Origin of the sequence: Halomonas sp. 1513, assembly GCA_001971685.1 — a bacterium.
Classification (GTDB): Bacteria; Pseudomonadota; Gammaproteobacteria; order Pseudomonadales; family Halomonadaceae; genus Franzmannia.
The window spans coordinates 1,761,633-1,782,555 of sequence record CP019326.1; the positions used below are offsets into that span (position 1 = coordinate 1,761,633).

The following is a 20,923-nucleotide window of genomic DNA, read 5'->3' on the forward strand; positions in this document are numbered from 1 at the left end:
GGCGAGCTTAAAGCGCCCAGCCGCAAGCGCCAGGCAAGTAGGCCGTCAGCTTGTGGCCTAGGCTATGTCTGAAATGTCGGCGAGCGCAGCCAGTTTTCGGGCACAGCCTAGGAAAGTGGTGGGCTTTTCAGAGCATGTGACGGTAGATCAAACGGCCAAGGCGCCAACCAATACGCAAGGGCAACCGGAAGGGGTAGAAAAATGAAGAATCAAATGACCAAACAGCCTGTCAAGGGCAAGGCCGGCCAGGGCGGTTTTACCCTGATCGAACTGCTGATCGTGGTGGCGATTATCGGGATTTTGGCGGCCATTGCGATTCCAAGATATCAGGATTATGTTCTTAGAAGCGAAGTAAATTCAATTATTGCTAGTATTCGAGGAACTTTGACACAAGCTGAAGATCACGTTCTTAACGGCAGAGAGCTTGTGACTAACCCCACTCCGGGTGCCGATGAAGGTTATATTGGAGTTCCTGAGGATTTTAATGAAAAAGGTGTTGTAAGCTTTTTAAATGAAGAAGATGATAATCCTTCTATTATATTCACATTCAGTGGTGTTGGTGTGCCGGCCGCATTAGATGCTACGGATTTCATAGCCTATACCCGTGGTGATGCAGGATGGTCATGTAGCACATCAATTGAAGAGGCAACGGTGAATATTAGTAATTGCACACAAGGTGCTAATGCTCCAGAGGCTAACCCATAACATATTGACTAAATATTCGGCCGGCGCTCGCCGGCCTTTTCTTTTCCCATCCTGCATCCATCTCCACACCCCTTGCACCATTCCCCGCTACGCTATTCCCAAACCCGCAATCCAAGGAGCTTGCCATGTCGATGCTTGCCAACCGTTCGTACCGCTGGCCGTGGCTGGCGGCGGGGGCGCTGACCCTGGCGCTGGGGGCGTCGCCGCTGGCGGCGCAGCCGGGCGCGGCGCCTGATATTTATCTGGCCCAGGGCCAGGGGCAGGGCGCTTCACAAGGGCAGGGCCAGGGCCAGCGTCGCCAGCAGCAGGAGGCGCGGGGTGGTGACGAGCGCCGCGGTGAGTGGGGCGACCGCGAGCGGCGCTACCATAGCGAGCGAGGCGAGCGCCGCGACAGCGACCGGCGCAGCCGCGACAACTGGCGCGACGGCCCGAGCCTCGAGGAGCGGGTGATCCGCCGTATCTTCGAGGACAACCGCGAGTACGTCAGCCGCGACGCCGACCTGCCGCCGGGCATCCGCAAGAACCTCGAGCGCGGCAAGCCGCTGCCCCCGGGCATCGCCAAGCGCTTCGACGACCGCCTGCACGGCCAGCTCCCCCGCTACGACGGCTACGAATGGCGCCAGGCCGGCGAAGACGCCATCCTCGTCGATATCGCCAACGAGGTGGTCTACGAGATCCTGCGCGGGGTGGTGTACTAAGCCAGCGCCCAGCGCCCAGCGCCCAGCGCCCAGCAAGGGACGCCGGGGATAGGTCGAAGAGAAGGTTTGCGCCATGGGTGAGGAGCACTGCTCCGAACGGGCTGGCCATGGATGGCCAGCACCGGTCCTGCAAGCGGAGCAGGATGCGAGAGCGCAGCAGGGCGCAAGGTAGCGCCCAGGGATGGGTTTACAGCGCCTTCTCGCAGGCCTATCCCCGGATCAGTCCCGGGCCACGCCAAGCGAGAGAAGGCCCCTGCCTTGGCGCCACTCCCTGTGCCTACCCGGCCTCGACGCGATTTCGCCCATTCTGCTTGGCCAGGTAGAGGGCCTGGTCGGCGCGGGGGTAGAGGGCGGCGAAGCTGTTGTCGGGCGGGGCGATGTCGGTGCGGCTGGTGGTGACGCCGGCGCTGATGGTGATAGTCAGTGCCTCGGCCTTGCCGGGGGCGCCGCGGAAGGCGTGCTCGGCCACCGCGCGGCGCAGCCGCTCGCACAGCTCGGCGGCGCCGGCGGCGTCGGTGGCGGGCATCAGCACGCAGAACTCCTCGCCGCCGATGCGCGCCACCACGTCGGCGCGGCGCACCACGTCCCTGAGCAGGCTGCCCAGGGCGACCAGAATGCGGTCGCCGGTGGGGTGGCCGTGCTCATCGTTGACCTGCTTGAAGTGGTCGATGTCGATCAGCGCCAGGCTGATCGGCGCGCCGCTGCGGGTGCTCTGGGCGAACAGCCGGCTGGCCTGGTCGAGCAGCGCGCGGCGGTTGTTGAGGCCGGTGAGTTCGTCGGTGACGCTGAGCGCCTCGACCTGCTGCTTCTGGCGCATGATCTTGAACAGCGCCGCCATCAGCGCGGCGATCACCACCATGACCAGCAGCGCCAGGGCGACGATCCAGCGCGTCAGGCGCTGCATCAGCCGCTGCTGGTCGGCGGCGGCGTTGAACACCAGATGGTGCAGCTCGCTGTAGATGAAGGCCAGGCTGTCATCGAGCTGCTCGCTGAGCGTCTCGAGCCGCTCCAGGCGCTGCGGGTTGTGCAGGCTGTTGGCCAGCAGCGGCTCGGCTTCCCTGAGCAGGCGGTCGAGCACGCGATACTCGTCGAGGATGTGCTGGTAGTCGTGCGCCGGCAGGGCGCTGCGCGACAGGTACTGGTTGATGCTGCTCTGGCGGGTGGCGATGATCCACAGCCGATCCAGCGCCTGCTGCTGGTGGAGGGGCTCGGGGTTCTCCACCAGGCCCTCGATGGCCTGCTGGATGTAGAGGTTGTCCTGCTGGCCGCGCACCACTTCGCTGGCAAAGCCCAGGTAGTCGGCGCCGAGATGGCGGCCGGCGTTGTTGGCGAAGCTCCAGGCGGTGCCGATCAGCAGCGCGCCGAGCAGCGCGAACAGCAGGCACAGCGGCAATAACCGTTGCTGCGTCAGACGGGGTAGGCGCATAGGTGACTCAGCGGGCGCGCAGGGTGGTGATCGACCAGATCCACTTGCTCAACGGCTCGCTGCCGTCGTGCACCGCCTCGATGTCGGCGGGTACCGTGAGCATCAGCGGGCCATGCTGGTGGTCGGGTATCGGCTCGCCGTCGAGGCGGGTCACCAGCAGGTAGGTCTTCTCGTCGCGCTCGTCGGGGCTCAGGAACACGGTGTAGTCGTCGCGGGCGATAAAGCGCAGCCGCTGGTGCTGGTCGAGGTCGTGGGCGGCCAGGAAGTCATTCAGCAGTACGCCGAGGAACTCGCCCTCCAGCCCTTCGGGGTGCGCCATCTCGACGGCGTAGAGCGGCAGCGTCTCGATCTCGGCCAGCGACAGCCGCTGCTCCCGGTCGCCGTTCTCGAGGGTGAGGACCGGGGAGCTGTCCCGGGAGGGCGCGCGCTCGCTGGGGGCGAGCTCGGCGGCCAGCAGTGGGGGGCTGGCGAGCAGCACCCACGCCATTGCAAGGGGGACTGCCCCCCGGGTCATCTTGGTCATGGTCGTTTCCCTGCTTGGCCGCCAGTTCCCTGTGACATCGAGTCACTGCTTGTGACTGGCGGCGCTGCGTCAATCGTCGGCGTACGTCTTCGCGTGCTGCCTCGTTGCGGGCGGCCTCAATAGAGCGCCTGCTCTTCGCTGATCACCTCCTTCAACAGTTCCAGAAACAGCCGGTCGGCGTCGGAGTGCTCGGCCGGGTCGTCGGGGATGTGCACGCTGGTGGTGTCGCTGATCTCGCGGGCGATGCCGGCGAGCATGTCGCGCTCGTTGAGGTCGGCGTGGCGGCGCGCGATGGCCAGCGACTGTTCGAGGATCGCCGGCTCCTGCAGCATTTTCTTGATGAAGCCGCGCAGCTCATTGATCACGCGGGTCTTGTGGATCTCGGATGCGGACATGTGCAAGCCCTGTCATGCGGTTGGCGAGGTCGGCGCAGCCGGGCTGCGCGCTTAGCCAGACGATAGCACAGCAGGTGGCCGCATGACGCGGGTGAGGGTGGCTTTTTCGTGTAAGAGATCTCCTACAAAAACTGTCCTATATCTCTTAGCTCTCAGGGGCAGTAAAAGCATTGGACAATCCACTAATCTCGGTTACGCTTGATTACAAATAAATGCTTAGTGTCGCCCGCAAGGCGCGCGCATAGTGGCTCGTGGATCACGCGCCGCTAACCATAACAAGCAAACAGTGGCGCTGGCTGAAGCCGGCGCCGCGTCATACGCAAGGGAGTAGGATCCATGACATCATTCAGCGCCCCGGGCTTTCGCCGTCGGTTTCCTTCCATGATCCGCCACACCGCCACCCAGGTGACCACCCTGGCGCTGCTCGCCGGGTTCGCGCTGCCGGCCGCCGCCCAGGCGCCGAGTGGCCTGGCCGGGATGTCGTCGCCGGGCAGCAGCGATCTGCGCGAAGTGGTGCAGCGTGCGGTGTCGACCAACCCCGAGGTGCGCGCGGCCTACAACGGCTTTCGTGCCTCGACCAATGAAGTCGATATCGCCCGCGGCGGTTACCTGCCGAGCGTCGATGTCACTGCCGGCATTGGCCGAGAGCGACGCGAAGGCGACGGCCGCGGCACCTTCGACACCGACTTCGCCGAGCTGTCGCTGACCCAGATGATCTACGACGGTTTCGCCACCCGCAGCGAGGTCGAGCGCCTCGACCGCGCCAAGCTGGTGCGCTACTACGAGCTGTTGGGGGCCAGCGAAGAGGTGGCGCTGGAAGCCGCGCGAGCCTACCAGGACGTGCGCCGCTATCGCGAGCTGGTGGAGCTGGCGCGGGACAACTACCGCGAGCACATGCGCGTCTTCAATCAGATCGAGGAGCGCGTCGGTTCCGGCGCTGGGCGACGGGTCGACCTGGAGCAGATCAGCGGGCGCCTGGCGCTGGCCGAGTCCAACCTGATGACCGAAGCCTCCAACCTTCACGACGTCAGCTCGCGCTACCAGCGCCTGGTCGGCGACCTGCCGGCCGAGAGCCTGGCGCCGGCGCCGTCGTTGGACGCTGAGCTGCCGCCGTCGGTCAACGACGCGGTACGCATGGCCTACGAGGGCAACCCCAACTTCCACGCCGCCATCGAGAACATCGAATCGGCCCGCGCCGAGCAGGCCGGCACCCGCTCGGCGTTCCAGCCGCGCCTGGAGTTCCGCGCCCGCACCGGGACCAACAACCAGAGCGACTTCACCGGCCGTCGTGACCAGCACGTCGCCGAGCTGGTGGCGACCATGAACCTCTACCGCGGTGGCAGCGACCGCGCCTCGTTCCGCCGCGCCAGCGACCTGGTCGAGCAGTCCATCGACCTGCGCGACGTCGAGTGCGTCAATCTGCGTCAGACTACCCAGATCGCCTACAACGACACCCAGCGGCTGCGCGAGCAGATGCAGTACCTCAATGAGCACCGCCAGTCCATCGACCGGGTGCGCGGCGCCTACCAGCAGCAGTTCGATATCGGCCAGCGTACGCTGCTCGACGTGCTCGACAGTGAGAACGAGTACTTCGAGGCCAGCCGTGCCTACATCAACGCCGAGTATGACGTGGCGATTGCCGATGCCCGCACCCTGGCGGCGATGGGCAAGCTGATGCCGGCATTGGGCGTGATGCGTGACGACACCCCTAGCCTGGCCGAGCTCTCCAGCGACGGCGTCACCATCAACGCCGACGATATCTGCCCGGCCCAGGGCCCGGCGGGCTTCACCCTCGAAGACCTGACCGGCGACCTGAGCGTGTCGGCGCCAACCCGTGCGCCAGACGTGACCATCAGCGCCGATGCCCTGTTCGCGGTCAATAGCGCCGAGCTGAGCGCTGCGGCACGCGGCGAGCTCAACGAGCTGGCGGTGCAGATCCGCCAGCGTGACGACCTGGCGCGGGTATTCATCGCCGGTCACGCCGACAGCACCGGCAGCGATGCCATCAACGACCCGCTGTCCGAGGCGCGGGCGCGCAGCGTGGCCGACTACCTGGCTTCCCAGGGCGTGTCGCCGGGGCTGCTGGAGAGCCGCGGCTACGGCTCCAACAACCCGGTGGCCAGCAACGACACCGCCGACGGGCGCCGCCAGAACCGCCGCGTCGAGGTCACCCTGGAAACCAACGGTGAGAACCTCGACATGACCGGCACCCCGCTGCGCAGCCGCGACCTCAGCGAGCGCTGGAGCCTCGAGCGCCCGGCCCCCGAGGCCCCGGCGGCCGTGGCCGAGGCGCCTGCCGTTGAGGCGCCGGCGCTGCGCTGGGAGCAGGAAGTGGCGTCGATCAGCGTCGCCGCGGCGCCGGCCGATAGCCTGGCCGACACGGCGCTGCCCGAGGCGCCGGCGGACTCGCTGGTGCAGGTGGTGGCGGTGAGCTCCGCCGAGCGTGCCGCCGAGCTCGAGGCGCAGCTCAGTGCCGAGCTGGGTAGCCCGGTGCGGGTGCGCAACGGCGGCCGGCTGTATAGTCTCCAGTTGGGTCCGGTGGCCCAGTCCGAGGCCGAGACCCTGCGTAGCCGGGTCGCCGGGCTGGGCTTTGCTGAAGCGTATCTGATCTCGGCCGATAACCCCTCTTGAGGGCGCGTTGTCCATAGAGCGACATGAACGTCACAGTGCCCGAGCCGCAGGTGGGAATGAATCAACAGGGGTGAAGGGGCAACCGTGACCAGCGATGCCAAATATGCCGTAGAGGCGGAGCGCCAGCCGCCGCCGCAGGATGACCTGCTTGAGTGCCTGCGCGTGGTGGCACGCGCGCACGACCAGGAGATGGGCCGCGATGCGCTGGTGGCCGGCCTGCCGCTGGAAGAGGGTAGGCTGACCCCGGGGGTGTTCCCTCGCGCGGCGTCGCGTGCCGGGCTCGCCGCCCGCCATGCCCGCTCGCGGCTGGTGCAGCTCAACCCGGCGCTGATGCCGGTGGTGGTGCTGCTCGAGCCGGGCCGCGCCTGTGTGCTGGTGTCGCTCGACGTCAAGTCGCGCACGGCGCGGGTGATCTTTCCCGAGCTTGGCGAGGCGGCCACCGAGGTCGGCCTCGACGAGCTGCAGGCGCGCTACAGCGGGCGGGTGATCTACGCGCGGCCCAAGTTCCGCTTCGATGCCCGCGGCCCCGAGGTCAACAAGCAGAAGTCCCGCCACTGGTTCTGGGGCGTGATCCGCGAGAACCGCCGGCTGTATCGCGACGTGATCATCGGCTCGGTGATGATCAACCTGTTCGCGGTGGCCATGCCGCTGTTCGTGATGAACGTCTACGACCGGGTGGTCCCCAACCAGGCCACCGAGACGCTGTGGGTGCTGGCCGCGGGGATCTTCGTGGTGCTGTGCTTCGACCTGGCGCTGCGGCTGATGCGCAACGCCTTCGTCGACCTGGCGGCGAGCCGTGCCGACGTCAAGCTGTCGGCGTCGATCATGCAGCGGGTGCTGGGCATGCGCCTCGAGGCGCGGCCGGCCTCCACCGGCTCGTTCGCCGCCACCCTGCAGTCGTTCGAGTCGGTGCGCGCCTTCATCGGCTCGGCCACGGTGGTGGGGCTGGTCGATCTGCCGTTCGTGCTGATGTTCGTGGCGATCATCGCCATCATCGGCGTGCCGCTGGCGATCCCCATCGCGGTGGGAATCTTGTTCGTGCTGCTCTACGCGCTGGCCGCCCAGAGCAAGCTGCACGAGCTCTCCGAGACCACCTGGCGGGTCGGCGCGCAGCGCAACGCCACCCTGGTGGAGTCGCTGGGCAACCTCGAGACGGTCAAGACGCTGCGCGCCGAGAGCCGCCTGCAGGCGCTGTGGGAGAAGACCACGGCGTTCCTGTCGCGCACCTCGGCGCAGCTGCGGCTGATCAGTTCGTCGGTGTCGAGCGTGGCGCTGTGGGCTCAGCACACCGTGGCGGTGGCGGTGATCATCGTCGGCGTCTACCTGATCATCGAGGGCGACCTCAGCCAGGGTGGGCTGATCGCCGCCTACCTGCTGTCGTCGCGGGCCATGGCGCCGGTCAGCCAGGCCGCGGCGCTGCTCGCCCAGTATCACCAGTCGTCGACCGCGCTGGAGTCGCTCAACGGGGTGATGGACAAGCCGGTGGAGCGCCCCGAGGGCAAGTCCTTCGTTGCCCGGCCTGTGGTGAGCGGCGAGGTGGAGCTCAACCGCATCACGCTGCGCTACCCCGACGAGGAGCGCGATGCGATTCGCGACATCTCGCTCAAGATCAAGCCCGGCGAGAAGGTCGCGCTGCTCGGCCGGGTCGGCTCGGGCAAGTCGACCCTCAACAAGCTGATGTTGGGCCTCTACCAGCCGACCAGCGGCGCGGTGCTGCTCGACGGCGTGGATATCCGTCAGTTCGACCCCATCGAGCTGCGCCGGCACATTGGCTACGTGCCCCAGGACGTCAGCCTGTTCTACGGCTCGCTGCGCGAAAACGTGGTGGCCGGCGGCGGCAGCGAAGGGGTCGAGGACGAGGCGCTGCTGCAGGCGCTGGAGATCAGCGGCATCGGCGAGATGGTCAACGCCCATCCCCACGGCGTCGACCTGCCGGTGGGCGAGCGCGGCCAGATGCTCTCTGGCGGCCAGCGTCAGGGCGTGGCGATTGCCCGGGCGGTGGTCCACGACCCGCAAATCCTGCTGCTCGACGAGCCGACCAGCGCCATGGACCACGCAAGCGAAGAGGCCTTCAAGAATCGCCTCGCCGAGTACGCCGCGGCCAAGACCATGATCGTGGTCACCCATCGCACGTCGCTGCTGTCGCTGGTCGATCGCATCGTGGTGGTCGACAGCGGCAAGATCGTCGCCGACGGACCCAAGGACAAGGTGGTCGACGCCCTGCGTAGCGGGCAGATCGGGAGAGCCAACTGATGAGCAAGGCGAGTACCAAAACCGCCGAACAGCAGGGCTTCGAGGCCATCGGGCGGCTCTCCGAGGGCGGCGGCCGGCCGTTTCGGCCGCTCATCGACCGCCTGTTCGCCCGCCGCGTGTCGTCGGCGCACCTCAACCGCGACTGGGCCAGCGACGCCGACTGGGCGCGCATGCAGCAGGACCCGATACGCGCCCGCGGCTTCCTGTACACGGTGCTGCTGGCCCTGGCGGCGCTGATCACCTGGTCGTACTTCGCCCAGATCGACGAGGTCACCCGCGGCACCGGGCGGGTGATTCCCGCCCAGCAGCTGCAGAAGGTGCAGTCGTTCGACGGCGGCGTGGTGCAGGAGATTCTGGTCCGCGAGGGGCAGATGGTCGAGGCCGGCGAGCTGCTGATGCGCATCGACCCGACCCGCTTCGTGTCGAGCTTCCGCGAGAACCGCGCCCGGGCGCTGTCGCTGCAGGCGCGCATCGCCCGGCTGCAGGCGCTGATCACCGGGTCGCCGTTCTCGCCCTCCGACGAGCTGGCCGCCGAGGCCCCGGATATCGTCGCCCAGGAGCGCGAGCTGTACGAGAGCCGCCGCGACGAGCTGCGCGAGGTCGAGAGCATCGCCCGCGACCGCCTGCGTCAGCGCCAGGAGGAGCTCAACGAAGCCGAATCGCGGCTGAGCACCGCCAGCCGCGAGCTGAGCATGGCCAGCCAGGAGCTCAACCTGACCCGGCCGCTGCTCGGCTCGGGGGCCGTCTCCGAGGTCGAGGTGCTGCGCCTCGAGCGCGAGGTGTCGCGGGCCCAAGGCGACCGCAGCCAGGCCGGCTCCCAGGTCGCCAGGCTCGAGGCTGCAGTAGAGGAGGCCGAGGCCCAGCTGCGCGAGGTGACCCTCGAGCGGCGCGGCGAGTGGCGCGACTCGCTGGCCGATGCGCTGGGCGAGCTCTCGGCACTGGACGAGTCGAGCACCGGCCTCGAGGACCGGGTGCGGCTAGCCGAGGTGCGCGCGCCGGTGGCCGGGGTGGTGCAGCGCATGCACATCACCACCCTGGGCGGCGTGGCCCAGCCCGGTCAGGACGTGGTCGAGATCGTACCCACCGACGACCAGCTGCTGGTGGAGGCGCGAATCGCCCCGCAGGATATCGCCTTCCTGCGCCCCGGCCAGCCGGCCACCATCAAGCTGACCGCCTACGACTTCTCGATCTTCGGTGGCCTCGAGGCGGAGCTGGATCATATCAGCGCCGATACCATTACCGACGACAACGACAACACCTTCTATCTGGTGCGGGTGAGAACCCTGGAGGGCGGCTTCGCCGACCAGGACGATCTGGCGATCATCCCCGGGATGACGGCGCAGGTGGACATCATGACCGGCAAACGCACCGTCATGGAGTACCTGCTCAAGCCGATCCTGCGCGGCACCAGTAACGCCTTGACCGAGCGCTAACGCATGAAACAACACCTTTTCGTCTGCCAGGGACTCGATGATATTCCGCGCTGGAAGGAGGCCTTCCCGCACCTGCGCCTCTGCACACCGCAGCAGGCCCGCGCCCAGGCCAGCGCCGGCGACCACGTGTGGGTGGTAAGCCAGCTGGAGGGTTGGGGCGGCCTGGTGCAGACCCTCTCCCAGCGCGGTGCGGTGTTGGTGGTGCTCTCCTATGCGCCCAGCTCGGTGGAGGCCTTCCAGGCCCTCAACGCCGGCGCCCGGGGCTACGCCCACGCCATCTCTCCGGCGCCGCTGCTGAAGCAGATCGAGGTGGTGACCGCCAACCAGGGCATCTGGGTATGGCCCGAGCTGATGGCCCAGGTGGTCGGCTCGACCTTCCGTGCCCTGGGCGGCGAGGCGCGCATTCGTGAAGAGGCGCTGGGCGTCCTCACCGAGCGCGAGCGCGCGGTGGCGCTGGCGGTGGCCTCGGGCAAGAGCAACAAGGAAGTCGCCCGCGACATGGAGATCACCGACCGCACCGTCAAGGCACACCTCGGCGCGGTATTTCGCAAGCTCAAGGTGCGCGACCGCATGCAGCTGATCCTGCTGCTGACGCAGCGTAGCGAGACCACCACCGACGCCTGACGACAGGCGTCGGACATTTACATCAGGTTACCTGTCCATCGGTACTATGTTTTTCCTGCTTTGCCTCTCCTAGCCTGATGTCATAGCCCGACAAAATAGCCCGATAAAAACGCTGCCGCCGTTCCAGGCCGGTGGCATGACTACGCAGAAAGGAACAGATCATGGCAATTGCAACCGTCCTCTCTATCACCGGTCAGGCCTGGGCGCGTGACCCAGACGGCAACCTGCGCGAACTCAGCGTCGGCGACACCCTCGTCGAAGGCGAGATGCTGGTCACCTCCGATAATGGCAGCGTGCAGCTCGACTTCCACGATGGTCTCGACCCGACCACCATCAGCGGCGGTCAGGAAATTGCCATGACCCCGGATGTCGACGTCAACGCCCCGGTCGACGTCGCCGATAGCGAAGCCACGGATGCCGACCTGGAGGCGCTGCTCGCCGCCATCGACGATGACGACATCGACCTGCTCGACGTACTCGACGCTACCGCGGCCGGTGCCGGCGGCGGCGGTGCCGCCGACGGCGGCCACGGCTTCGTGCGCCTAGCGCGGATCACCGAAGGCGTTGACCCGCTGGCCTTCGAATTCGGCTCAGTGCAGGGCGCCGAGTTCATTACCGCCCAGGGCGAGCCAGCGCCGGTGGATGCCGAGCCGGTGGCGGATGAGCCGGAGGCGCCTGTAGAGGGCAACCCGATTGCTGGGGCGGCCAGCATTTCGCTCGCGGAGTCTGCACTGCTGTCAGGCGATCGGCCTCCGATCGAGGGGCCCACTCCGATGGCGCTCTCCCTCGATACGAACAGCACAAGCCCAACCGGTTTCACCAGCGTGACGGCGAACGGCACCATCGACTTCAGCTTTGGCCCGCTTGGTGCTGGCAATATTGGTTTTGCCGGCATGGACGGCCAGACGATCAGCATCGGTCAAGAGAGCTTCAACCTCGACTGGGATGCTGGCAGCAACACCCTGACCGCCTCCAACGAGCGCGTACAAGGTAGCAACCCCGACGAGCCGTTCCTGTTCCAGATCCAGATCGACCCGCAGACAGGCGAGTTCACCATTACCCTGGCCAACAACCTGCTGCATGAAGAGGGCACCGATGAAGCTCTGGCCAGCCTCGTCTATACGGTCACCGACGGCGGTGGCAATACGGCGTCGAACAGCCTTGAGATCACTATTCTCGATGACGCGCCCAGCGTTGAGGTGTTCGCCAACGAGGGTATCGAGAGCTTCACCCTGACCACGTCAGACGCTGACTTGACGCCGCTATTCGGCGGCGGTGAAGAAGGAGTGCGTCCTGAGGTTCAGGAGCCACGCGGCGATTTCAGTCCCCAGCTCGCCGCACTGGCCGATAATCCAGAGCAGGTGCTGGTCAATACTCGCGATCTCTCCAAGTTCTTTGGGGCCAATGTTCAGGCCGGTGCCGATGGCCTCGGCTCCGAGACTTGGTCCTACTCGCTGAGCCTCAACAACGCTAGCGAATCCTCAGGCCCGCTAGATTCAGGGCTCGAGTCAGGTGGTAACACCGTTTATCTGCATGAGGTCGAAGGGCCAAACGGCAGCGTAGCGATCATCGGCTCAACTAACCCCGAGTTCTCGTCCTCTGATCAAGGCGAAGGGGAAGCCAATGGGGGCGGCGTTGTCTTTGCTCTCTACATCACGTCCGGTGAAAGCGAGTCGGATGGTGAATACCGCATCACCCTGGAGCAATTTCAGTCTATTGATCATCCTGATAATGACGATCCCAGCCAGATCATTTCCCTCAATCCTGGGCTGATCACCCTGGGCGCTGAGCTGATCGTCATAGACAACGACGGCGACGTGGCTAGCGATAGCATCAGCTATGACCTCTCGGGTCAGGTGCTGTTCGAGGACGACGGCCCGAGCTTCGTGGTGGAAGACGGTGCAGAGCCGATCGTCATTGACTTTAGTGAGGTTGCCGCCCTGCGTGTCCAGGATGCGGAGACCCTGAATGGCGGGACCAGCACGTCGTCGGTGGCCCTGTCCAGCGTGGTGAGTTTTGCCGACATCAACTTCGGCGGTGACGGCGAAGGCCCGGTGACCAAGAGCTACAGGCTTGCGGCGAATGAGGGTGACGATAACTCGCCGACGCTTGCGAGCGGTGGCCAACCGATCACCCTGAGCGTGAGCGAGGACGGCCAGACCCTGACCGCCACGATTGGCGCAGGTGATGACCAGCAGACGGTCTTCACACTTGAAATCACCGAGGTCGAAGGTGAGCTGAGTCTGCTGCTGAGCCAGGAACTGCCGATCGATCACAGTGACACGGACAATGCCGATGCGGTGAAGGCACTGGACGGCCTGGTCACCCTGACGGCGAGCATCGTGGCTGAGGATGGCGACGGTGATGATATCGACTACACCACCGACGCCTTCAACCTCGGCGCACTGATGGAGTTCGAGGACGACGGCCCGAGCTTCGTGGTGGACGACGGTGCAGAGCCGATCGTCATTGACTTTAGTGAGGTTGCCGCCCTGCGTGTCCAGGATGCGGAGACCCTGAATGGCGGGACCAGCACGTCGTCGGTGGCCCTGTCCAGCGTGGTGAGTTTTGCCGACATCAACTTCGGCGGTGACGGCGAAGGCCCGGTGACCAAGAGCTACAGGCTTGCGGCGAATGAGGGTGACGATAACTCGCCGACGCTTGCGAGCGGTGGCCAACCGATCACCCTGAGCGTGAGCGAGGACGGCCAGACCCTGACCGCCACGATTGGCGCAGGTGATGACCAGCAGACGGTCTTCACACTTGAAATCACCGAGGTCGAAGGTGAGCTGAGTCTGCTGCTGAGCCAGGAACTGCCGATCGATCACAGTGACACGGACAATGCCGATGCGGTGAAGGCACTGGACGGCCTGGTCACCCTGACGGCGAGCATCGTGGCTGAGGATGGCGACGGTGATGATATCGACTACACCACCGACGCCTTCAACCTCGGCGCACTGATGGAGTTCGAGGACGACGGCCCGAGCTTCGTGGTGGACGACGGTGCAGAGCCGATCGTCATTGACTTTAGTGAGGTTGCCGCCCTGCGTGTCCAGGATGCGGAGACCCTGAATGGCGGGACCAGCACGTCGTCGGTGGCCCTGTCCAGCGTGGTGAGTTTTGCCGACATCAACTTCGGCGGTGACGGCGAAGGCCCGGTGACCAAGAGCTACAGGCTTGCGGCGAATGAGGGTGACGATAACTCGCCGACGCTTGCGAGCGGTGGCCAACCGATCACCCTGAGCGTGAGCGAGGACGGCCAGACCCTGACCGCCACGATTGGCGCAGGTGATGACCAGCAGACGGTCTTCACACTTGAAATCACCGAGGTCGAAGGTGAGCTGAGTCTGCTGCTGAGCCAGGAACTGCCGATCGATCACAGTGACACGGACAATGCCGATGCGGTGAAGGCACTGGACGGCCTGGTCACCCTGACGGCGAGCATCGTGGCTGAGGATGGCGACGGTGATGATATCGACTACACCACCGACGCCTTCAACCTCGGCGCACTGATGGAGTTCGAGGACGACGGCCCGAGCTTCGTGGTGGACGACGGTGCAGAGCCGATCGTCATTGACTTTAGTGAGGTTGCCGCCCTGCGTGTCCAGGATGCGGAGACCCTGAATGGCGGGACCAGCACGTCGTCGGTGGCCCTGTCCAGCGTGGTGAGTTTTGCCGACATCAACTTCGGCGGTGACGGCGAAGGCCCGGTGACCAAGAGCTACAGGCTTGCGGCGAATGAGGGTGACGATAACTCGCCGACGCTTGCGAGCGGTGGCCAACCGATCACCCTGAGCGTGAGCGAGGACGGCCAGACCCTGACCGCCACGATTGGCGCAGGTGATGACCAGCAGACGGTCTTCACACTTGAAATCACCGAGGTCGAAGGTGAGCTGAGTCTGCTGCTGAGCCAGGAACTGCCGATCGATCACAGTGACACGGACAATGCCGATGCGGTGAAGGCACTGGACGGCCTGGTCACCCTGACGGCGAGCATCGTGGCTGAGGATGGCGACGGTGATGATATCGACTACACCACCGACGCCTTCAACCTCGGCGCACTGATGGAGTTCGAGGACGACGGCCCGAGCTTCGTGGTGGACGACGGTGCAGAGCCGATCGTCATTGACTTTAGTGAGGTTGCCGCCCTGCGTGTCCAGGATGCGGAGACCCTGAATGGCGGGACCAGCACGTCGTCGGTGGCCCTGTCCAGCGTGGTGAGTTTTGCCGACATCAACTTCGGCGGTGACGGCGAAGGCCCGGTGACCAAGAGCTACAGGCTTGCGGCGAATGAGGGTGACGATAACTCGCCGACGCTTGCGAGCGGTGGCCAACCGATCACCCTGAGCGTGAGCGAGGACGGCCAGACCCTGACCGCCACGATTGGCGCAGGTGATGACCAGCAGACGGTCTTCACACTTGAAATCACCGAGGTCGAAGGTGAGCTGAGTCTGCTGCTGAGCCAGGAACTGCCGATCGATCACAGTGACACGGACAATGCCGATGCGGTGAAGGCACTGGACGGCCTGGTCACCCTGACGGCGAGCATCGTGGCTGAGGATGGCGACGGTGATGATATCGACTACACCACCGACGCCTTCAACCTCGGCGCACTGATGGAGTTCGAGGACGACGGCCCGAGCTTCGTGGTGGACGACGGTGCAGAGCCGATCGTCATTGACTTTAGTGAGGTTGCCGCCCTGCGTGTCCAGGATGCGGAGACCCTGAATGGCGGGACCAGCACGTCGTCGGTGGCCCTGTCCAGCGTGGTGAGTTTTGCCGACATCAACTTCGGCGGTGACGGCGAAGGCCCGGTGACCAAGAGCTACAGGCTTGCGGCGAATGAGGGTGACGATAACTCGCCGACGCTTGCGAGCGGTGGCCAACCGATCACCCTGAGCGTGAGCGAGGACGGCCAGACCCTGACCGCCACGATTGGCGCAGGTGATGACCAGCAGACGGTCTTCACACTTGAAATCACCGAGGTCGAAGGTGAGCTGAGTCTGCTGCTGAGCCAGGAACTGCCGATCGATCACAGTGACACGGACAATGCCGATGCGGTGAAGGCACTGGACGGCCTGATCACCCTGACAGCGAGCATCGTGGCTGAGGATGGCGACGGTGATGATATCGACTACACCACCGACGCCTTCAACCTCGGCGCACTGATGGAGTTCGAGGACGACGGCCCGAGCTTCGTGGTGGACGACGGTGCAGAGCCGATCGTCATTGACTTTAGTGAGGTTGCCGCCCTGCGTGTCCAGGATGCGGAGACCCTGAATGGCGGGACCAGCACGTCGTCGGTGGCCCTGTCCAGCGTGGTGAGTTTTGCCGACATCAACTTCGGCGGTGACGGCGAAGGCCCGGTGACCAAGAGCTACAGGCTTGCGGCGAATGAGGGTGACGATAACTCGCCGACGCTTGCGAGCGGTGGCCAACCGATCACCCTGAGCGTGAGCGAGGACGGCCAGACCCTGACCGCCACGATTGGCGCAGGTGATGACCAGCAGACGGTCTTCACACTTGAAATCACCGAGGTCGAAGGTGAGCTGAGTCTGCTGCTGAGCCAGGAACTGCCGATCGATCACAGTGACACGGACAATGCCGATGCGGTGAAGGCACTGGACGGCCTGGTCACCCTGACGGCGAGCATCGTGGCTGAGGATGGCGACGGTGATGATATCGACTACACCACCGACGCCTTCAACCTCGGCGCACTGATGGAGTTCGAGGACGACGGCCCGAGCTTCGTGGTGGACGACGGTGCAGAGCCGATCGTCATTGACTTTAGTGAGGTTGCCGCCCTGCGTGTCCAGGATGCGGAGACCCTGAATGGCGGGACCAGCACGTCGTCGGTGGCCCTGTCCAGCGTGGTGAGTTTTGCCGACATCAACTTCGGCGGTGACGGCGAAGGCCCGGTGACCAAGAGCTACAGGCTTGCGGCGAATGAGGGTGACGATAACTCGCCGACGCTTGCGAGCGGTGGCCAACCGATCACCCTGAGCGTGAGCGAGGACGGCCAGACCCTGACCGCCACGATTGGCGCAGGTGATGACCAGCAGACGGTCTTCACACTTGAAATCACCGAGGTCGAAGGTGAGCTGAGTCTGCTGCTGAGCCAGGAACTGCCGATCGATCACAGTGACACGGACAATGCCGATGCGGTGAAGGCACTGGACGGCCTGGTCACCCTGACGGCGAGCATCGTGGCTGAGGATGGCGACGGTGATGATATCGACTACACCACCGACGCCTTCAACCTCGGCGCACTGATGGAGTTCGAGGACGACGGCCCTGAAATTGATTCTCTTCAGAATATCATTCTCGCCGCTGGTGAAACGGGAGTTGCAGAAGGAAAATTTGATCTCAATCCAGGTGGTGATGGACTAGGACAAATTAATATTGATGGCATAGCCCCAGATGGCTTTAGCTACTTCATTTTTAATGCCGGTGACTCTTTGCCAGATGATCTGGAAAATGATTTCAGCCTTTTAGATGGCGAAGTGCTGCTCGTCGCCAGAGAGAATGCTGGAGCTGAAGCGAACGTTGAAGGGGAGATATATTTCACTTTCTACATCAGGCAGGATGGAAGCTACACGTTTGAGCTGGTTAATCCCCAAACTGACACCATTACAGCGAATCTGGGAAGTGTTCGCTCAGGTAATCATGACGTAGTGGGCTATAATAACGAAACGGGCTTGTGGAGCTTCAATAGGGGGCAAGATTCTCTTGATGAAAATGCAGATGTATTTGTGTCCGGCAGTGAATCTATTAATCCTTCAGGGCAAGGGATTGGTATCGGTTCAAATCAATTTGGTGAGGGTGATGAGGTCTATTTTGATTTCAAGGAAGCTGTCAATGCCTTTGGGCTTGATACTGTTCGCGACTCCGGTGGTCAGCTGGTACTCGAATGGACTGCAGTAAACTCAGAGACAGGTGATACGTATACATCACATGTTCTATTAAGCGAGGGTGGTGAAAGTTTACTATTTGAACTGCCTGACAGTGGCGGTTTTGACAAACTTACTCTCCGTGCAACTAAAAGTGACGAAGGGTCGTTTGATGTAGACAATGCATCCGGAACTTTCTCTTCTACTGGCGGTCAGTTTACTTTGTCTAACTTAACTTTCGGCTCGACCACTGTAATTGAAGGGGATGACTTAGATTTCAATATTTCGGTAACTGATGGTGATGGAGATACCACGGATGTTGAAGTGATTGGAGTCTCGTTAGTAGGTAATGATGGGGGGCCGGGATATTTCCTTGAAGGGGATGATGGAGATGACGTGATCGTCGGATCGAGTAATGACGATACCCTCATCGGCGGTGACGGTGACGACATGCTCATCGGCGGCCCAGGCGACGATATACTCACCGGCGGCGCAGGAGCCGACACCTTCGTCTGGAACCTGAACGATGGCGGAACTTCTGATTCACCCGCTACCGACACGGTGACAGATTTCTCCTTGGATGAGTTCGATGAGGATGGCGAGGGCGACCGGTTAGATCTCACTGACCTGCTGAGTGATGATTATGGTGAAGAATCCGAGTGGTCAGATTTTATACATGCCACGGAGGATGGCGAAGGTACCGTCTTGTATATCAGCTCGACTGGCCAGATCGACAAAGATGTCGATGGTTTCAACGCCGATCAGATCATCAAGCTCCAAGGCGTCGAGTACAGCGAGGGTCTAATCCAGTCCATGATCGACAACGGCCAGATCCATATCGACCAGTAATAGCCGCTTGAATGGCCCCACTCGGTGTTGAGCCGGGTGGGGCCTTTTTGTCTGCATTGATAGGTCGTTGATGACGAATTTATCAATATGGAAATAATGCTTTTGCCTCGTTAGAGGGCATGAATTATGCTTAAGGTGTACGCATGGGGAGGGGCAGAGGCATGTATGTAGAACGCGATAAAGACGGCAATATCGTCACGATCAGCCGCGAGGCCACGGCGGATTGCAAGGAGTACGTTGCCTCGGATTCGCTTGAAATCTCGCTTTTTCTAGGCAACAAGGTCGTGATCGAAGAGACCGATCAACTACGCGAATCCGACCTCGAGTTCGTGCGGGTGCTCGAGGACGTGATCGAGGTGCTGATGAACAAGGGGCTGATCAGTTTCACCGACCTGCCCGATGCGGCCCGCGACAAGCTCTTGACGCGCCAGAATCTGCGCCGCCGGGTCAACGACGTGGGTCTGATGGACGATAGCGACAGCGGCGTCATTTGACGCCGCTGTGGTGCACGGCGAGCGTGGCTACTCGCCGTCGCTGCCCTGCGACTCGCTGCGCACGCCGGGGCCCGTAACGCCGTCGAGGCCGAGATCGAACAGGGTCTCGGCCTCGCGCTTTTGCGTGACGCCTTCCGCGATCACCAGCACCCCCAGCGAGTGGGCCAGCGTCGCCATGCCGCGCAGAATCGCCTGCTGGTCGGGCTGCTCGTCGATGCCGGCGATCAAGGTGGCGTCGATCTTGAGGTAGGCCAGGCCGACGTCATGCAGGTCGGCGAGCTTGGAGAACTCGTGGCCGACGTGCTCCAGCCCCAGCCGGCAACCAAACGGCTGCAGTTCGCGGCACAGCCCGCGGAACCCTTCCAGATGATGTACCGCCACCGACTCGGGCAGCTCCAGCCATAGCTTGGTGGCCGCCTGCGGGTACTGCTTGAGCAGCGGCTTGATATCGCTGAGGAAGCGGCTGTCGCGGGCGGCCTGGTGGGAGAGGTTGATGCCCAGCGGCTTGCCGTCCTTGTCGATCTGCTTGAGCGCGGCCCGGGCCACCGCCAGGTCGAAGTCGACGTTCATGCCCAGCCGCGAGATCCACGGCATGAAGACCCCGGCGGGCTGCCAGTGGCCCTGGATCTTGAGTCGCGAGGGGCTCTCGAAGTGGAGCGGCTTGGCGTCGGCGTCGAGCACCGGGTAGTGGGCGAGATACAGGCCCTCGCCGAGCGCCGTATCCAGGGCGCGGCGCCAGTCATCGCGGTTGTTGAACAGCGACTGGTGGGCCGCACCGCTGGCGATGGTCACGGCGTGGTCGCCGTCGTCCTCGGCGCGGGCCAGGGCGCCGTCGAGGCTGCTGAGCAGTTCGCCGCGGGCGTCGCTGTGGGTAAAGGCGATCAGCGCCATGGGCAGGCCGATGGGGGTGGTGGCGCCGTCGGCGAGCGGGTGCAGCTTGGCCTTGAGTGCCTTGGCCAGGGCCTGGAGATCGTCGTCGCCCGGCAGCAGCAGGGCGAAGTCGCTGCCGTTGAGGCGCCCCACCTGGCCGCCGCCGTAAACGTTGGCCAGCTGCCGGAGGGCGCTGGCCACCTCGGCCAGCAGGCGGTTGGTGGCCTGATGCCCGAGGCGGTGGTTGAGCTCGCTGAGCCGTGCCACGCGCACCATCACCAGGCTGCCCATCCCCTGACCGCTCTCGGGGTCGAGGGCGCGCTCCAGCTGCTGCAGAAAGTGCCCGCGGTTGTCGGCGCCGCTGACGTCGTCCTGCTGCAGCTTGCGGCGCAGCCGCTCGAGTTTCTCGCCCTCCTGGCCGAGCATATCGCGCACGCTGGCCGAGAGCAGGTTCATGGCGGTGACCACCTGGCGGAGTTCCAGGGTGCGCGGCGCCTCGGAAGTGGTGAAGCGGCGGTTGCCGATATCCCGCGCCTGGTCGATCACCGCGCGCAGCGGGCGGCGGATGCTGCCGACGATCCACCAGGCCAGTACCGCGCTGATCAGCGCCGCCAGCGCGAACCAGCCCACCAGCCGCTGGGCGTTCTGCCACAGCGCGTAGTAGGCGTAGCTGTGGTGGCTCTCGAGGATCACCGTGCCGTACTGCTGCCAGCCGTCCTGAACCACCGCCTCGCCGGCGGGAATGTCGAAGCGCACCCAGTTTACGAACCAGCCGGGCACCTCGGTGAGGCGTTCATCGGCCTGGCGCTGCATCTCCACCTCGCCCTCCGGCGAGCGCAGCTCCACCAGCCGGTAGTGGCCGGTATCGAACTGGGCGGCCAGCAGCAGCTCGATGGTCACCGGGTCCTTGTCGAGCTGGCTCATCGAGAGTGCCAGGGCGTTGGCGTTGTCGGCATTCTTGATCCGCATCTCCTGCTCGGTGTACTGCTTGAGCGAGCTCAGCCCGATCATCAGGCTGCCGCCGAAGGCGAGCAGTAGCAGTAGCAGAATGGTCAGCCACAGTTGTTTGATCAGTGACATGGCGGTGATCTCCGTTGCCTGCGTGGCCCGCTGCCGGCGGTTATTGTGTGGG

General features: G+C 64.1%; 12 protein-coding genes. 8 read left to right on the top strand and 4 right to left on the bottom strand.

Annotation, left to right across the window (positions count from 1 at the left end; translation table 11 throughout):
- Nucleotides 1-213 precede the first annotated feature (213 nt).
- Both BWR19_08000 and BWR19_08005 read left to right on the top strand, forming a co-directional pair.
- Complete coding sequence (locus BWR19_08000; protein APX92878.1) at nucleotides 214-705, top strand: hypothetical protein; 492 nt, start codon at nucleotides 214-216, stop codon at nucleotides 703-705.
- A gap of 131 nt (nucleotides 706-836) precedes the next feature.
- On the top strand, nucleotides 837-1,403 hold the full coding sequence (locus tag BWR19_08005; protein APX94947.1) for a hypothetical protein: 567 nt from the start codon (nucleotides 837-839) through the stop codon (nucleotides 1,401-1,403).
- A 277-nt stretch (nucleotides 1,404-1,680) separates the two neighbouring features.
- Here BWR19_08005 and BWR19_08010 read toward each other — a convergent pair whose 3' ends face one another.
- The 3 genes from BWR19_08010 to BWR19_08020 all read right to left on the bottom strand — a co-directional run bounded on the left by BWR19_08010 (nucleotide 1,681) and on the right by BWR19_08020 (nucleotide 3,747).
- Complete coding sequence (locus BWR19_08010) at nucleotides 1,681-2,796, bottom strand: hypothetical protein (protein ID APX92879.1); 1,116 nt, start codon at nucleotides 2,794-2,796, stop codon at nucleotides 1,681-1,683.
- A 40-nt stretch (nucleotides 2,797-2,836) separates the two neighbouring features.
- Nucleotides 2,837-3,316, bottom strand: coding sequence for a hypothetical protein (locus BWR19_08015; protein ID APX92880.1), 480 nt, complete (start codon nucleotides 3,314-3,316; stop codon nucleotides 2,837-2,839).
- Between the two features lie 152 nt (nucleotides 3,317-3,468).
- Nucleotides 3,469-3,747, bottom strand: coding sequence for a hypothetical protein (locus BWR19_08020; GenBank protein APX92881.1), 279 nt, complete (start codon nucleotides 3,745-3,747; stop codon nucleotides 3,469-3,471).
- A 381-nt stretch (nucleotides 3,748-4,128) separates the two neighbouring features.
- Between BWR19_08020 and BWR19_08025 the strand changes: the two genes are divergently transcribed.
- The 6 genes from BWR19_08025 to BWR19_08050 all read left to right on the top strand — a co-directional run bounded on the left by BWR19_08025 (nucleotide 4,129) and on the right by BWR19_08050 (nucleotide 18,921).
- The gene (locus BWR19_08025) at nucleotides 4,129-6,378 is read left to right on the top strand and encodes an agglutination protein (protein APX94948.1); all 2,250 of its coding nucleotides are present in this window, start codon (nucleotides 4,129-4,131) and stop codon (nucleotides 6,376-6,378) included.
- Between the two features lie 84 nt (nucleotides 6,379-6,462).
- Complete coding sequence (locus BWR19_08030) at nucleotides 6,463-8,631, top strand: type I secretion system permease/ATPase (GenBank protein APX92882.1); 2,169 nt, start codon at nucleotides 6,463-6,465, stop codon at nucleotides 8,629-8,631.
- The gene (locus tag BWR19_08035; protein APX92883.1) at nucleotides 8,631-10,064 is read left to right on the top strand and encodes a secretion protein HylD; all 1,434 of its coding nucleotides are present in this window, start codon (nucleotides 8,631-8,633) and stop codon (nucleotides 10,062-10,064) included. Before BWR19_08030 ends, BWR19_08035 begins: the two co-directional genes overlap by 1 nt.
- Before the next feature lie 3 nt (nucleotides 10,065-10,067).
- Nucleotides 10,068-10,688, top strand: a complete 621-nt coding sequence (locus BWR19_08040; protein ID APX92884.1) for a helix-turn-helix transcriptional regulator — start codon at nucleotides 10,068-10,070, stop codon at nucleotides 10,686-10,688.
- A 161-nt stretch (nucleotides 10,689-10,849) separates the two neighbouring features.
- A complete protein-coding gene (locus BWR19_08045; GenBank protein ID APX92885.1) occupies nucleotides 10,850-18,427 on the top strand; it encodes a hypothetical protein in 7,578 nt (2,525 codons plus the stop codon).
- A gap of 161 nt (nucleotides 18,428-18,588) precedes the next feature.
- Nucleotides 18,589-18,921, top strand: a complete 333-nt coding sequence (locus BWR19_08050) for a tryptophan synthase subunit beta like protein (GenBank protein ID APX92886.1) — start codon at nucleotides 18,589-18,591, stop codon at nucleotides 18,919-18,921.
- Nucleotides 18,922-18,948: 27 nt separating this feature from the next.
- Here the strand turns inward: BWR19_08050 and BWR19_08055 are convergent, their stop codons facing one another.
- Complete coding sequence (locus tag BWR19_08055; protein ID APX92887.1) at nucleotides 18,949-20,871, bottom strand: Diguanylate phosphodiesterase, EAL domain protein; 1,923 nt, start codon at nucleotides 20,869-20,871, stop codon at nucleotides 18,949-18,951.
- Nucleotides 20,872-20,923: the final 52 nt, after the last annotated feature.